Annotated in this window: 13 protein-coding genes; 6 read left to right on the top strand and 7 right to left on the bottom strand. The window is 66.3% G+C overall.

The features are described from left to right. The first annotated feature begins 7 nt into the window (after nucleotides 1–7). Genes AAFP30_RS24160 through upp form a run of 3 tightly spaced genes read left to right on the top strand, consistent with a single transcriptional unit; the run spans nucleotide 8 to nucleotide 3178 of the window. A complete protein-coding gene (locus tag AAFP30_RS24160) occupies nucleotides 8–1297 on the top strand; it encodes a GTP cyclohydrolase II (RefSeq protein WP_419232581.1) in 1290 nt (429 codons plus the stop codon). Next, on the top strand, nucleotides 1294–2523 hold the full coding sequence (locus AAFP30_RS24155; RefSeq protein WP_419232580.1) for a URC4/urg3 family protein: 1230 nt from the start codon (nucleotides 1294–1296) through the stop codon (nucleotides 2521–2523). The genes AAFP30_RS24160 and AAFP30_RS24155 overlap by 4 nt, the downstream gene beginning before the upstream one ends. A 25-nt stretch (nucleotides 2524–2548) precedes the next feature. Then, nucleotides 2549–3178 carry a uracil phosphoribosyltransferase gene (gene upp, locus AAFP30_RS24150; protein ID WP_419232579.1) on the top strand — a complete coding sequence of 210 codons (630 nt, stop codon included), beginning with the start codon at nucleotides 2549–2551 and terminating at the stop codon, nucleotides 3176–3178. A 21-nt stretch (nucleotides 3179–3199) separates the two neighbouring features. Here upp and AAFP30_RS24145 read toward each other — a convergent pair whose 3' ends face one another. Continuing rightward, nucleotides 3200–3943, bottom strand: coding sequence for a CPBP family intramembrane glutamic endopeptidase (locus tag AAFP30_RS24145; protein WP_419232578.1), 744 nt, complete (start codon nucleotides 3941–3943; stop codon nucleotides 3200–3202). Nucleotides 3944–4051: 108 nt separating this feature from the next. Here AAFP30_RS24145 and AAFP30_RS24140 point away from each other — a divergent pair, with 108 nt between their 5' ends. Further along, complete coding sequence (locus tag AAFP30_RS24140; protein WP_419232683.1) at nucleotides 4052–4705, top strand: YoaK family protein; 654 nt, start codon at nucleotides 4052–4054, stop codon at nucleotides 4703–4705. Between the two features lie 105 nt (nucleotides 4706–4810). On the opposite strand, the gene AAFP30_RS24135 is transcribed toward AAFP30_RS24140, so the two are convergent. Genes AAFP30_RS24135 through AAFP30_RS24125 form a run of 3 tightly spaced genes read right to left on the bottom strand, consistent with a single transcriptional unit; the run spans nucleotide 4811 to nucleotide 7093 of the window. Continuing rightward, nucleotides 4811–6391 carry a DUF222 domain-containing protein gene (locus tag AAFP30_RS24135; RefSeq protein ID WP_419232577.1) on the bottom strand — a complete coding sequence of 527 codons (1581 nt, stop codon included), beginning with the start codon at nucleotides 6389–6391 and terminating at the stop codon, nucleotides 4811–4813. Continuing rightward, nucleotides 6343–6783, bottom strand: a complete 441-nt coding sequence (locus tag AAFP30_RS24130; protein ID WP_419232576.1) for a DUF86 domain-containing protein — start codon at nucleotides 6781–6783, stop codon at nucleotides 6343–6345. Before AAFP30_RS24130 ends, AAFP30_RS24135 begins: the two co-directional genes overlap by 49 nt. A gap of 7 nt (nucleotides 6784–6790) precedes the next feature. Then, nucleotides 6791–7093, bottom strand: coding sequence for a nucleotidyltransferase family protein (locus AAFP30_RS24125; RefSeq protein ID WP_419232575.1), 303 nt, complete (start codon nucleotides 7091–7093; stop codon nucleotides 6791–6793). 65 nt (nucleotides 7094–7158) lie between these two features. Between AAFP30_RS24125 and AAFP30_RS24120 the strand changes: the two genes are divergently transcribed. Then, a complete protein-coding gene (locus AAFP30_RS24120) occupies nucleotides 7159–8130 on the top strand; it encodes a bile acid:sodium symporter (protein ID WP_419232574.1) in 972 nt (323 codons plus the stop codon). A gap of 288 nt (nucleotides 8131–8418) precedes the next feature. Here AAFP30_RS24120 and AAFP30_RS24115 read toward each other — a convergent pair whose 3' ends face one another. Continuing rightward, a complete protein-coding gene (locus AAFP30_RS24115) occupies nucleotides 8419–9150 on the bottom strand; it encodes a glucose 1-dehydrogenase (protein ID WP_419232573.1) in 732 nt (243 codons plus the stop codon). A gap of 128 nt (nucleotides 9151–9278) precedes the next feature. Here AAFP30_RS24115 and AAFP30_RS24110 point away from each other — a divergent pair, with 128 nt between their 5' ends. Next, nucleotides 9279–10355 (top strand): diacylglycerol kinase, encoded by a 1077-nt coding sequence (locus tag AAFP30_RS24110; protein ID WP_419232572.1) that lies wholly within the window; start codon nucleotides 9279–9281, stop codon nucleotides 10353–10355. A gap of 7 nt (nucleotides 10356–10362) precedes the next feature. Here the strand turns inward: AAFP30_RS24110 and AAFP30_RS24105 are convergent, their stop codons facing one another. Continuing rightward, nucleotides 10363–11757, bottom strand: coding sequence for a xylulokinase (locus AAFP30_RS24105; protein ID WP_419232571.1), 1395 nt, complete (start codon nucleotides 11755–11757; stop codon nucleotides 10363–10365). Then, entirely contained in the window at nucleotides 11754–13241 is a 1488-nt protein-coding gene (locus AAFP30_RS24100) for a mannitol dehydrogenase family protein (RefSeq protein ID WP_419232570.1), read from the bottom strand. Before AAFP30_RS24100 ends, AAFP30_RS24105 begins: the two co-directional genes overlap by 4 nt. Between the last annotated feature and the right edge of the window lies 1 nt (nucleotide 13242).

Here is a 13242-nt window from a genome sequence, read left to right as displayed (position 1 = left end):
GAGACCGATGACCGCGGATCTGGGTGCCGACGCCGCTGCGGGCGGCTCGACGAATCGTGCGGGTGGCCGGCACATCCGTCTGACCTCGCACGCGGGTGGACTCGAGGCGCTGCCGATCCGATGGGGCGCGCCGTCCGCCGCCGAACGCGGACCGGTCGTCGGCACCACCGCGCGCCGCGGGCATCGCAACGTCATCGGCACGCACAGCGGTTCGTACAGCGTCTATCGGGCGCTGGCGGTGGCGGCCGGCGCATTGTCGCGGGAGCATCGCGCCGACCTGACCAACACCGCACCCACGTCCCAGATCGGACCGTATCCGCAGTGGTCTGACCCGTCCGCGATGGTCAGTATCGACCCGTGGGGCGCGATGACGGCCGACGCGTTCGCCGACGAACTGGCCGCCGGGTACGACATCCGGCCGACCATCGCGGTGACCCGCGCGCACGTCATCCTGCCGGAGATCGCCGAGGCCATCGCCAAGGGGCGGTTGGTACCCGACGAGCGGTTCCTGTTGTCCTCGGGTGCCGCGGCGGTGACCAAGGTGGCCGTCGAGCCGGTCTGGTATCTGCCCGGGGTGGCGCACCGGTTCGGTTGCACCGAAGCCGAATTGCGGCGGGTGTTGTTCGAGGAGACCGGCGGCATGTACCCGGAGTTGGTGACCCGCGGCGACCTCGAGGTGTTCCTGCCGCCGATCGGTGGGCAGACGCTCTACATCTTCGGTGACGCCGCCGATCTGGCCGATCCGAACGTCGAGTTGACCTGCCGGGTGCACGATGAGTGCAACGGCTCGGATGTATTCGGCTCTGACATCTGCACGTGCCGGCCGTATCTGACGCATGCGATCGAGGAGTGCATCCTGGGCGCGCAGCGGGGTGGGGTGGGGCTGGTCGCCTACTCCCGCAAGGAAGGTCGCGCGCTCGGCGAGGTGACAAAGTTCCTGGTATACAACGCGCGGAAGCGTCAGGTCGGCGGCGACACCGCCGACCAGTACTTCGCACGCACCGAATGTGTTGCGGGCGTTCAGGACATGCGATTCCAAGAGTTGATGCCCGACGTGCTGCTCTGGCTCGGCATCCGCAAGATCCATCGTCTGGTGTCGATGAGCAACATGAAGTACGACGCCATCACCGGGTCCGGCATCGAGGTCGGCGAACGCGTCAACATCCCCGACGACCTCATCCCGGCGGATGCGCAGGTGGAGATCGACGCGAAGATGGCGGCCGGTTACTTCACGCCGGGACCGGTGCCCGACGCCGACGAACTCGCGAAGGTCAAAGGTCGAGGGCTCGACGGATGACCACGCATCTCGCGGGCGATGTCGGGGTGGCGGTCGCTGAACTGCGCAGCACTGAAGCGATTCGGCAACGCGCACAACAACTTCTGACGCGCGCCCGCGCCGGTGATTCCGCGTGGTGGGAGGTGCACGACGACGCCCTCGCCTCGACGGCCGACGAGGTGGCCGCGGTGGCGCGGCAGCGGTATCCGGATCTGAACATCCCGTTTCACAGTCGCTGGCGGCATTTCGAGGCGGGCGGCGTCGATCGGGTTGCGGCGCTGGGTGATCGGTTGCCGGCCGACCCTGCCGACCGTGCCCGGACGTTGATCGATCTGGTCGTGGTCAGCGTGCTCCTCGATGCGGGGGCCGGGCCGGGGTGGAGCTTCACCGAGCCGGGCACGGGCCTGCGGATCGAACGGTCCGAGGGATTGGCCGTCGCCAGCTGGCACGCGTTTCTCGACGGGCGGTTCTCGTCCGATCCTGCAGACCCACTGCGCGTGGACGCGGCTGCCCTGCTCGACCTGTCCCCTACTGTTCTGGCGACGTCGTTTCAGGTGTCGGAGTCGAATCCACTTGTCGGGCTGGATGGTCGGGCGGCGCTACTGAATCGACTCGGTGCCGCGCTGGACGCCGCACCCGAGGTGTTCGGTGGACGGCCCGGCGGACTGTACGACGCGGTGGTGGCAAAGGCCGCCGACGGCGCAGTCCCGGCGCACCGCATCTTGTCGGTGTTGTTGTCCTCGTTGTCAGGTATCTGGCTGGCCGACAACATGATCGGCACTGTTCCGGTCGGCGACTGCTGGCGCCACGACGCGGTGCACGGCGGCGGGCTCAGTGATGGGTGGATGCCGTTTCACAAGTTGTCGCAGTGGCTGACCTATTCGTTGTTGGAGCCGTTCGCGTGGTCCGGCGTCGAGGTTGTGGGACTCGACGAATTGACCGCATTGCCGGAGTACCGCAATGGCGGACTTCTGCTGGACACCGGGGTGCTCACGCTGCGCGATCCCGCACTGACGGACCGGGAGTGGGCGGTGTCCGACGAGGCGGTCATCGAATGGCGCGCACTGACCGTCGCACTCATCGACGAACTCGCCCCGCTGGTACGCGACCGGCTCGGCGTCGACGCCGATGCACTGCCGTTGGCGTGCATCCTGGAGGGCGGGACCTGGGCGGCCGGTCGTGCGCTGGCCCAACGCCGGGGTGGCCTGCCGCCGTTGACCATCCGCAGTGACGGCACCGTTTTCTGACCGCCCCGACAGCAAGGACCTCCCCATGGACGACGTCGTTCTCATCGATCACCCACTGGTGCAACACAAGCTGACGCTGATGCGACGGAAGGACACCTCCACCAACGATTTCCGCCGGCTGTTGAACGAGATCTCCACCCTGATGGCCTACGAGGTGCTGCACGACGTCCCGATGCATCCCGTCACCATCGAGACACCACTGGAGACCATGACCGCCAACGTGATCGACGGCAAGAAGGTGGTGTTCGCGTCCATCCTGCGCGCCGGGACCGGCATCGTCGACGGCATGCTGACCGTGGTGCCGGGTGCACGTGTCGGCCACATCGGGCTCTACCGGGATCCGAAAACCCTGGTGGCCGTGGAGTACTACTTCAAGATGCCCGGTGATCTGGCCGAACGCGATGTCGTCATCGTGGATCCGATGCTGGCGACCGGACATTCGGCGGTCGCCGCGGTCGACCGCATCAAGGAGTATGCGCCGCGGTCGATCAAGTTCGTGTGTCTATTGACCTGCCCGCAGGGCATTCAGACGCTGCGCGACGCACATCCGGATGTGCCGGTCTTCACCGCCGCGATCGACCGGGAACTCAACGCCGACGGCTACATCGTGCCGGGACTCGGCGACGCGGGCGATCGGATCTTCGGGACGACGTGAGGCAGACGGGGTGGGGCCGACTCAACCCGGCAGATGCCAGGCGACGGCGGCACCGAATGCGCCGACGGCGTTGAGTGCCCAGTGCAGCGCGATAGGAGCCAACAGGCTCGTCGTGCGGTCGCGGAGCCACCCCAGCACCAGGCCCGCGAATGCGGTGGCCACCACCGCACCGAGGATGCCGACGACCTGACCGAACACCCCCGACCCGAGGATGCCGCTCAAACCCTCGTTGCCCGAAGTGAGTCCGAGCGACGACGAGATGTGCCACATGCCGAAGCACAGCGCGCCGATGCCGAGCGTCGCGCGGCGGGAGAACACTCGATAGAGCGACCCCTGCAGCACGCCGCGGAACAGGAACTCCTCGGGTAGCACCGTCTGCAGTGGTATGAACACGAACGCGGCCAGCAGCGCGTCGGTTGCGCTGCTGTAGCGGTCGTTGCGGAAGAATTCACGGGTGGCCGGGATCGCGACCGCGATCGACACCACCGCAAAGACGACCACCACCGCGGCAACGGCGTAGATCACACCGGCCCGCAATTCGGAGCGGCTGATACCGATCTCGCCCCACTGCAACCCGGCCAACCGCGCCCCGGCGACGACCAGCACCGCACCCACCGGAACCGCGAGCATCTCCGTCCAATGACCGGTGAAATGGGCGATCAGATTGATGGCCACCAGCCCGAGGAGAACGCCCGCGAGCAACACCATCGACCTGGTCCGCGACGGCGGCCACACGTGCGATGACGAGCCGGCCGACGTCGTCATGAAGAAGTCCCTCCCGATGGTCCCGGTGATGCAATGACGGTACTCTGCGACCACCATCCACCGCTTCATCTCCCACCATTCGGAGGCTTGGTGAACACGTCGACGACGATGCGTTTCGCACTGCTGATCACCTGTGCGAGCGGCTTTCTCGACAGCTACACATTCCTCGCGCGCGGCGGTGTGTTCGCGAACGCGCAGACCGGTAACGTGATCTTCCTGGCGCTGAACCTCGCCCAACGCCACTGGGCGCAAGCACTCGGACATCTGTGGCCGATCCTGGCCTTCGTCGTCGGGGTCGCCGTGTCCATGCACATCCGCGCCGGCCGGCTCGACGCGCTGCTCGTCCACCCGATCCGCGTGACCATGCTGCTGCAGACGCTGATCCTGCTCGTCGTGGGATTCGTGCCCACCGACGCGCCACACTGGATCGTCACCATTCCCATAGCGTTCATCGCCGCGATGCAGATCGAATTGTTTCGCAGCATCGGCGGCCTCAACTATGTTGCGGTGGCCACCACCGGCAATCTGATGCGTCTGGTGGAGGCAGGCTACTCCACGCTGGTGGATCGGGCGCCGGAGGCGCGTCGGGCGTTCGGCGTCTACGGAGCGGTGGTCGGGGCGTTCGCTTCTGGCGCGGTGATCGGTGCGTTTGCCACCCACGCGATGGGCGGGCACGCGGCGTGGGTGCCGGCCGGATTTCTCGCGATCACGTTGGTGTTCTTCATCATCGATCAGCGCAAGGAGGAGTTGCCGGCGGAGTGATCTGGGCATGTCGACTACCCCGAGGTCCCTGCCCTTCGTGGCTCGGCTGGCGCCTCGCACCTCAGGGATCTCAGGGGACTCGGGGTAGTCGTCGGTGTCGGGTTGTCAGGTGGCTGGTCGCAGGGTGGTCGGGTCGTGTCGGGTAACCGACCAGCGGCACGCGACCAGTTTCGGCACGCGGCGGCGTTCGGGTGGTGGCCTCGTGTCGTGGGTGCCGCGTGGTGTGGGTCCGCGTGGAGCCGCGGTGAGTCGTTCCCCGCGTCGGTAGGCGGCCAGGGCTTCGGCGAGGTCGTGGCTGCGGTTGATGCGGGCCTGATTCGGTGTCAGCGTGTCGTCGCCGTTCAACGTCCAGGCGGCACGTCCGGCATCGGGGCCGTCAGACACCATGTGGGTGCTGAACTGCCCACGGTTGGGACCGACCATCCGATTGTGTTTCGGACAGGCCGGGGCCAGATCGATGATGTCGGTCCACCCACCCTCGGCCCAATCCTTCTGCGCGTGATGCGCTTCGGTGGTCGCAAAGGGTTGATCACAGTCCGGCGCCGAGCAACCGCCGTCGGCGGCAAACATCGCGAACCGCTGCGACCGATTGGCAAACCGGTTGGCCCGCCCCAAATACAGCACCTCGGTGCGGTGACCCTCGAACACCGCCAAGTGTTGCTGGGCTTTCGCAGCCAGGTCGATCACGTCACTGATCGGCAGCACCGCGCCCGTCGTCGTTTCAGCGACCCCGGCCTGCTCCCGCAAGGCCTCCTCGGTGACCTTGATGATCACATGCGGCGGTAAACCCCGGTGCGATGCGCCGAGCAGACCACCGTCGAGCACCGCCTGCAGCAGCGCTTTCAATGCGTCGTGGTTGCGTTGCGACTGCGACCGCAGATCCCGACGAGCCGCCTCCCGCAACACTTCGTCGTCGACATCATCGGCACTGCCGCGGGGTGAGTCCGGATGATCCGGGTCATTCATCCCGGGCGCGGCCCAGGCGGCGATCACCACATCAAGCATCGCCCGCGTCAACGGGTCGAGGGTGGCCGAGAGTTTGCTCATCAACTGCGCATCCTGACCGCGCAGGTTCAACCCGCGTTGGCGGGCGCGGTCGGCGTCATCGGTGACGGTGCCATCCGGGTCGAGGTGGGCCAGGATGCGGGCACCGAGTTTCTCGATGCCGGCCGGTCCGTGGTCGCGGGCGAAGTCGGCCATCATCGCCTCGGCGCGGGTCTTTTCGTCGGCGGAGACTTTGGCGGGGATGCGGTCGAGGGTATCCAGCGCGGCGTGGATGTGGTCGGGGCCGACCGCGCCCTCCGCCGCGGCCTGGGCCAGGGTCGGGCACTTCGGGTCGAGGAGGTCACCGGAGAGCGCATGGAACTGCAGCAGCGCTGCCATATGATCCTGACGGCGTTTCGGGTCGGTGATCCGCAGACGGGCGGTCATGAAGTTCGACAGGGTCCGATGCCCCAACCGGCGGTGCGCATCACGATCAGACACGTCCCCGACCCGACGCAACCCGATCGGATACAACCGTCGGGCGGCATGCTCATGCATCTCCGCGGCACGGACCACCTCGGCATCCGAAGCGGGGGTGGTGTCGAGTGCGGCGATCCGGTCGATCGCCGCGTGCAACGCGGCGTAGGCGGCGGTCACCTCCGCGTCTGGGGTGGCACCTCCAGGCACCTCGTTCTCGAACACGTGTTCGATACTACTCGGGCTTGGCGTGAGTGGCAAGGGTACGAGCCATCGATCAGGTACCCGACGGTTACGTCAGCGATTCCCCGTAGCCGAGGCAATCCGGTGGTCAGAATGTCCCAGAGAATGTCGTAGTCGATCTGCGTGTAACCGTGCGCGATGATGTTGAGCAGGCGGATGAGATCAGACCAGTGGTCGGCGTCATGTTGTGCAAACTCGTCCGGAAACTCTGCCCGCACCCGGTTCAACTGCTCGCCGGCAACCTGTAGACGAAGCAGGATCGCATCTGCTCGGTCGCTGCCCGGAATCAGATCTTCGCGCGCGGCTGGCACCGATCGCAGGGCCGCATCGACGGCCATTCGCGCCGCCTCCAGATACGGATTCACCACCTTCACGCCGACCTCAGACTATTGGGACCAGATCGGGCCGGATATACGGTTCGAATGCGGAGTGCAGCGCCGTCGTCAGATCCACGTGACACGGAATGCGCTCCTCGAGTTCGGTGTGTAAGTCGAAGAAGTCCCGAGCCCGCGGCTCGGCAAATGCCACGAGAAGGTCGAGATCAGAGTCGGCGGTCTGCTCGCCGCGAGCGTAGCTACCGAAGACGTACGCCTCGGTCACGTTGTGGCAACGCAGAATCGCCACCAGTTCCGCCAGCGGAACCGGCAGCGCGAGATCTGTGCTGATCGTGTCCCGGTAGCTCACACTGCGAGACTAATTTGATTTGTCCCTACTGTCCGCGACGTTTCCACAGGCAGCACAATGGTTCCGTGCGCCTATCCCCCGACCTGCCTGTGACGCTCGAACGCCATCAGGTCACCATCTATCTCACGGCCATCGTGGTCGGCGCGATCGCCGGCCTGCTTGCGCCGGGGGCGGGTTCAACGCTCGAACACGTCATCAACCCAGCGCTGGCGGCGCTCCTTTACGTGACCTTCCTGCAGGTGCCGATCGGGCAACTGGTCCGAGCCGTTCGCGACGCCCGATTCCTCGGCGTGTTGCTCGTAGTGAACTTCGTGGTGGTACCGCTCGTCGTGGCGGCGCTCTATCAGGTTCTGCCCGCCGACAACGGGATTCGCGCCGGCGTTTTACTGGTGTTGCTCTGTCCGTGCGTTGACTATGTGATTGTCTTCAGCGGTCTGGCCGGTGGCGACAGCCGACGCCTCCTGGCCGCCACCCCACTGCTCCTGCTGGTGCAAATGGCGCTACTACCACTGTTTCTCGCGCTGTTCCTGGGCGACGACGTCGCCTCCGTCGTGGACGCGACACCCTTCCTGACGGCCTTCATCGTGCTCATCCTCATCCCGCTCGTTCTCGCGTGGCTGACCCAGGTGTCGACGTCGCGTTCGGTTGCGTTGCAACGATTCCGTTCGGTTGCCGACGGTGCGATGGTCCCGCTGATGGCGCTGGTGCTGTTCGTCGTCGTGGCGTCGCAGATGCATACGCTCGACGATCACCTCGGCGACATCGTCACGGTGATTCCGGTCTACGTGGTGTTCCTCGCAGTGATGGTGGTCCTCGGATTGCTGATCGCACGATGGGCCGGACTCGACCTGGCGGGCCGACGGGCGGTCGGTTTCTCCGGGGCCACCCGCAATTCGCTCGTCGTGCTGCCGCTGGCGCTGGCGTTACCTGCCGAATACGGTGTTGCCGCTTCGGTTGTCGTGCTACAGACGCTGATCGAGGTGGTGGGGATGGTGGTGCTTGTCGCGGTGGTGCCGCGGGTTACCTCCGGCGGCTGAGGTCCAACCGCTGGCCGACCTCACCGCACGGTGTCACACCTTTTGAGGCGCAATCGAATTGCGGGTTAGGCCGAGCCTCGAGGTCACGTGCGCGTCGGTCTCGATGCGGTCGTCGCAAGCTCCTCCCTTACTCGACCAGCAAAAAAAGCGGTCGTCGCAAGCTCCTCCCTTACTCGACCAGCGAAAAACGCGGTCGTCGCAAGCTCCTCCCTCACTCGACCAGCGAGAGCAAAGTCGCAGCGGGGAAAGGTTTCCCAGCGGGAGGGCTCCCTCGACCAGCGGGGCTGGTTACGGCGCGACGCCGGCGGTGAGGCCGCCGTCCATGACGAACTCAGTGCCAGTGGCGTATGAGGATTCGTCGCTGGCCAGAAAGACGACGAACGTGGACACCTCCGACGAGTCGGCGGCACGGCCCAGCGGCACCTTGATCATGTCCTCGGGCAGGCCCTCGGTCATCGGGGTCCGGATCATGCCGGGATGGATCGAATTGACCCGGATGTTGTGCGGAGCCAGTTCCAACGCAGCGGATTTCGCGAGGCCGCGCACACCCCACTTGGAGGCGACATAGCCGTGTGCCCACGGGCTGCCCTGCAGTCCTTCCACCGACGACACGTTGATGATCGAGCCGCCACCGGCGGCGATCATCGGTTCAACGGCAACCTGCATCCCCAGGAAGGTGCCGGTGAGGTTGACGTCGATGATCTGCCGCCACTTGTCGAGCCGGAACTTCTCCAGACTCGCGCCGTTGACGATGCCCGCGTTGTTCACCAGCACGTTGAGCTTGCCGAACTCGTCGACCGCAGTCGCCGCCGCCGCCGCCCAGTCGTCGGGCGAGGTCACGTCGAGGTGCACGTAGCGCGCGGAGTCGCCGAGTTCCTCGGCCAACGCCTTGCCCTCGTCGTCGAGGATGTCGCCGATGACGACCTTGGCTCCCTCCGCGACGAGCATGCGTGCGTGCGACGCACCCATCCCTCGCGAGCCGCCACTGATCACCGCAACTTTGTCATCTACACGTCCCATGGCGGGTAAGGCTACCTGGTCAGAGGGTCTTTGAGAACACGTTCTACCGATTTCCGGAGCAGCGTGTTCTACTGATGTGGACAGTAGTCCGGACATTTGTTTACCTGACCTGCGCAAGGAGGCATCGCATGGCCATTCGTGTGGCTCACGTCGGAACCGGGAATGTCGGGAGACTCGCCCTGCGGCAGCTGATCGAAGATGCCCGTTTCGACCTTGTGGGGCTGTGCGTCGCGACCCCGGCCAAAGTCGGCAGGGACGCCGCGGAGTTGGCCGGCGTGCCCGGTGACCCGACCGGAGTACTCGCCACCAACGACTTGGCCGCAGTCATCGCGACCAAGCCCGACTGCATCGTCTACTGCGCGATGGGCGACACCCGACCGGTCGAGTCGTTCAACGATTGTCTGCAGATCTTGTCGGCGGGCATCGATGTCGTCGGCTCGGCGCCGGGTACCCTGCAGTTCCCGTGGGGTGTGATGCCGGAGAAGGCGATCGCGAAGCTGGAGAAGGTCGCCACGGAGAACGAGTCGAGCATTTTCATCACCGGTGTCGACCCAGGTTTCGCCAACGACCTGATCCCGTTCGCCTTTGCCGGGACGTGCCAGCAGATCTCGCAGATCCGCTGTCTGGAGATCGCCGACTACGCGACCTACGACGGCGCCACGGTGATGTTCGACGTGATGGGCTTTGCCAAGCCGATGGACGAAACACCCATGCTGTTTCTGCCCGGCGTACTCGGATTGGCTTGGGGCACAACCATTCGGCAATTGGCAGCGGGACTCGGAGTCACCGTCGACGAGATCGTCGAACGCTACGAGGAGGAACCGGCCCCGGAGGCCTTCGACATCGCCACCGGCCACGTCGCGAAGGGGACGCGAGCGGCCGTGCGCTTCGAGATCATCGGGATGGTCGCGGGTAAACCGGCGATCGTCGTCGAACACATCACCCGGCTGCGCGAGGACATCGGCGCACAGTGGGCCCAGCCTGCGCAGCCGGGCGGATGTTATCGGGTGGAGATCGTCGGTGAACCGTCGTACCGCGTCGACATCTGCCCGACCAGCGAACGCGGCGACCACAACCATGCCGCGATCGTCGCCGCTGCCGGTCGGATCGTGAATGCCATTCCCGCGGTGCTGGATTGCTCGGCAGGCATCGTCACCACCCTGGACCTACCGCTGATCACCGGGGCGGGGACGTTCACCGGGTGAACGACCATTACGTGCGGTTGAGGACCAAACCCGCAGCCTCGCGGTAGCGGGCATACACCTCGGGGGTGGTCTGCTCGGCGGGGTGGGATTCGGTCGCGATCGGCCAACGCGGTAGCTCGCCGGTGAGGACGTGGGCTGCCTGACGTGCGGCACCGAGCGCCACGTACTCCCCCGGTTGCGGAACCAGCACCGTGCGCCCGAAGAGTCGTGGTGCCAGGGAGATCACGGCCGGCGACCGAGTGCCGCCGCCGACCATCAGCACGCGATCGACCTCGCCGCCCTCGCGTTCGATCAACTCCATGCAGTAGACGAGCGAACACAGCAGACCTTCGACCGCGGCGCGGGCCACGTTGGCCGGAGTCCAGTTGCCGCCGGTGATGCCGAGGAGTGATCCGGTCGCCTCGGGCAGATTCGGCGATCGCTCGCCGGCGAGGTAGGGCACCATCACCAATCCCTCTGCGCCGGAGGGTGCCTCGCCGGCGAGGCGGCCGAACTCGTCGAGGTCGACACCGAGCATGCCGGCGGTGGCCGCGAGTACGGGTGCACCGTTGAGGGTGCAGACGAGTGGGAGATGCCGTCCCGTGGCATCGGCGAAACCGGCGACCAGGCCGCTACCGTCGTGCGCGGCGGTATCGGTCACTGCACTCACCACACCCGAGGTACCCAGGGAGACAACGCAATCGCCGGGACCCGCGCCGAGTCCCAGGGCCGCTGCGGCGTTGTCGCCGGCACCGGGGCCCAGGACCGCTCCCCCAGACGTGCGTCCGGCCGGCTCGTCCGCGGCCAATACTTCCGGCACCAATGGGCGTCGACCGCCGAAAGCCAACTCCAGCAGGTCATTCCGGTAGGTGTCGGCGGCCGCGGAGTAGTAGCCGGTGCCGGACGCATCGCTGCGGTCGGTGGTCAATGCGGCGATGTCGCGGTCACCGCGGAGCCGCCAGGTGAGCCAATCGTGCGGCAGGCACACCGCGGCGGTGGCGTCGGCGACGTCGGGTTCATTGTCGGCGACCCAGCGTAACTTCGCCGCGGTGATCGAAGCCACCGGCACCACCCCGACGGCTTTCGCCCACGCGTCGGACCCACCGAGGTCGTCGACCAGGTCGGCGGCGTCCGATGCGGAGCGGGTGTCGTTCCACAACAACGCATCCCGTAGCACCTCGCCCTGTCGGTCGAGGCAGATGAGGCCGTGCTGCTGTCCACCGACCGACACGGCAGCCACGTCATCGAGTCCACCGGCGTATGAGATCGCCTGTTGCAGCGCAGTCCACCAGTGGTCCGGATTCACTTCGGTGCCACCCGGGTGCGGCGCGGTACCGCTGCGGACGACCGTGCCGTCGTGGGCGTCGCAGATCATGACCTTGCACGACTGGGTGGAGGAATCCACTCCGGCGACCAGGGTCATGAGAGCAACTCGGTGAGTGTTTCGCGGGCACCCTTCTGACGCAACGAGTCCAACGCCGACAGGTAGGGTCCGGTGAACCGTTCGTCGTCGACGAGGTCACCGAAGAGCCGACGGTTGGCGACGAAGGCCAGCGGTTCGGTGCGCGATTCGCGAGCAAGGGCGATGAGTTCGCCGGACAGCGGGTCGACGACGTCGATGGGTTCGCCGTGCTCGTCGACGCCTTCGGCGTAACGGGTCCAACTGGCCACGACGGCCGCGGCCAACGAGACGTCCCCGTCGGCGTCGAGGCGCTCGCGGATCACCGGCACCAGCCATTTCGGGATGCGGTCCGACGAATCCTGACACAGCCGCGCGATGGTGTCGGCGATGGCGGGATTACCGAAGCGTTCGATGAGGGTGGTGGTGTAGGCGTCGAGGTCGACCCCGGGCACCGGCCGCAGAGTCGGGCGGCCTTCCTCGGACATGTAGCGCTGCAACAGCTCCCGGATGAGCGGATCGTCTGTCGCGTCGTGCACATAGCGGTGGCCGAGCAGGTACCCGAAATAGCAGAGGGCTTGATGACTGGCATTGAGCAGTCGCAGTTTCATCAATTCGTAGGGGGTGACGTCGTCGACGACCTGGACGCCGACGTCCTCGAAGCGAGGCCGCCCCATGGCGAAGTTGTCCTCGAGAACCCACTGCGTGAAGGGTTCGGCGACCACCGGCCACCGATCGTCGACCCCGGTCCTGGCCGCCACCTCGGCACTCAGGTCGTCGGGGGTGGCGGGGGTGATCCGGTCGACCATGGAGTTCGGGAAGCGTGTGTGCTGATCGATCCAGTCCGCGAGTCCGGGGTCCTTGAGGCGGGCGAAGGCGAGGAAGGTGGCGTGCGCCATCTCGCCATTGCCCTGGATGTTGTCGCAGGACATCAGGGTGAACGACGGGACGTCGGCCTCGCGCCGCCGTGCCAGGGCCTCGGTCACCAGGCCGAACACCGTCCGCGGCACCGCACCGTCGGCGAGGTCGGCGACGATGTCGGGATTGGTGGCGTCGAACTCACCGGTGGACGGAGAGAAGTTATAGCCGCCCTCGGTCACCGTGAGGGAGACGATTTCGGTCGCCGGATCCGCAAGCTTCTCGATGACCGCCTCAGGATCGTCTGGCGCATAGAGATATTCGCAGATCGCTCCGACGACCTGGGTTTCCACTGCACCGTCGGGATGCTTGAGCGTGAGGGTGTACAGGCCGTCCTGCGGGACAAGCGCATCGCGCATCGCGGCGTCGGCGGGCCGGACCCCGATCCCGCAGATGCCCCAGCGGGCCGCGTCGTCGGCGTCGGTGTCGGCGAGGAGCCGATCGAGGTACATCGCCTGATGCGCCCGATGGAACCCGCCCACACCGAAATGGACGATGCCCGACCGTAGGCGGGAACGATCGTAGGTGGGGACCGGAATGGTGTCGATCGCGTCCACGGTGGATTGTGCGAGTGCGTGAGTGTCAGCCACG

Source organism: Gordonia sp. CPCC 205515 (genome assembly GCF_048537925.1).
Lineage (GTDB): Bacteria > Actinomycetota > Actinomycetes > Mycobacteriales > Mycobacteriaceae > Gordonia.
The sequence above is the reverse complement of the archived record's forward strand: the minus strand, read 5'-3'. Positions and strand labels throughout refer to the sequence as shown.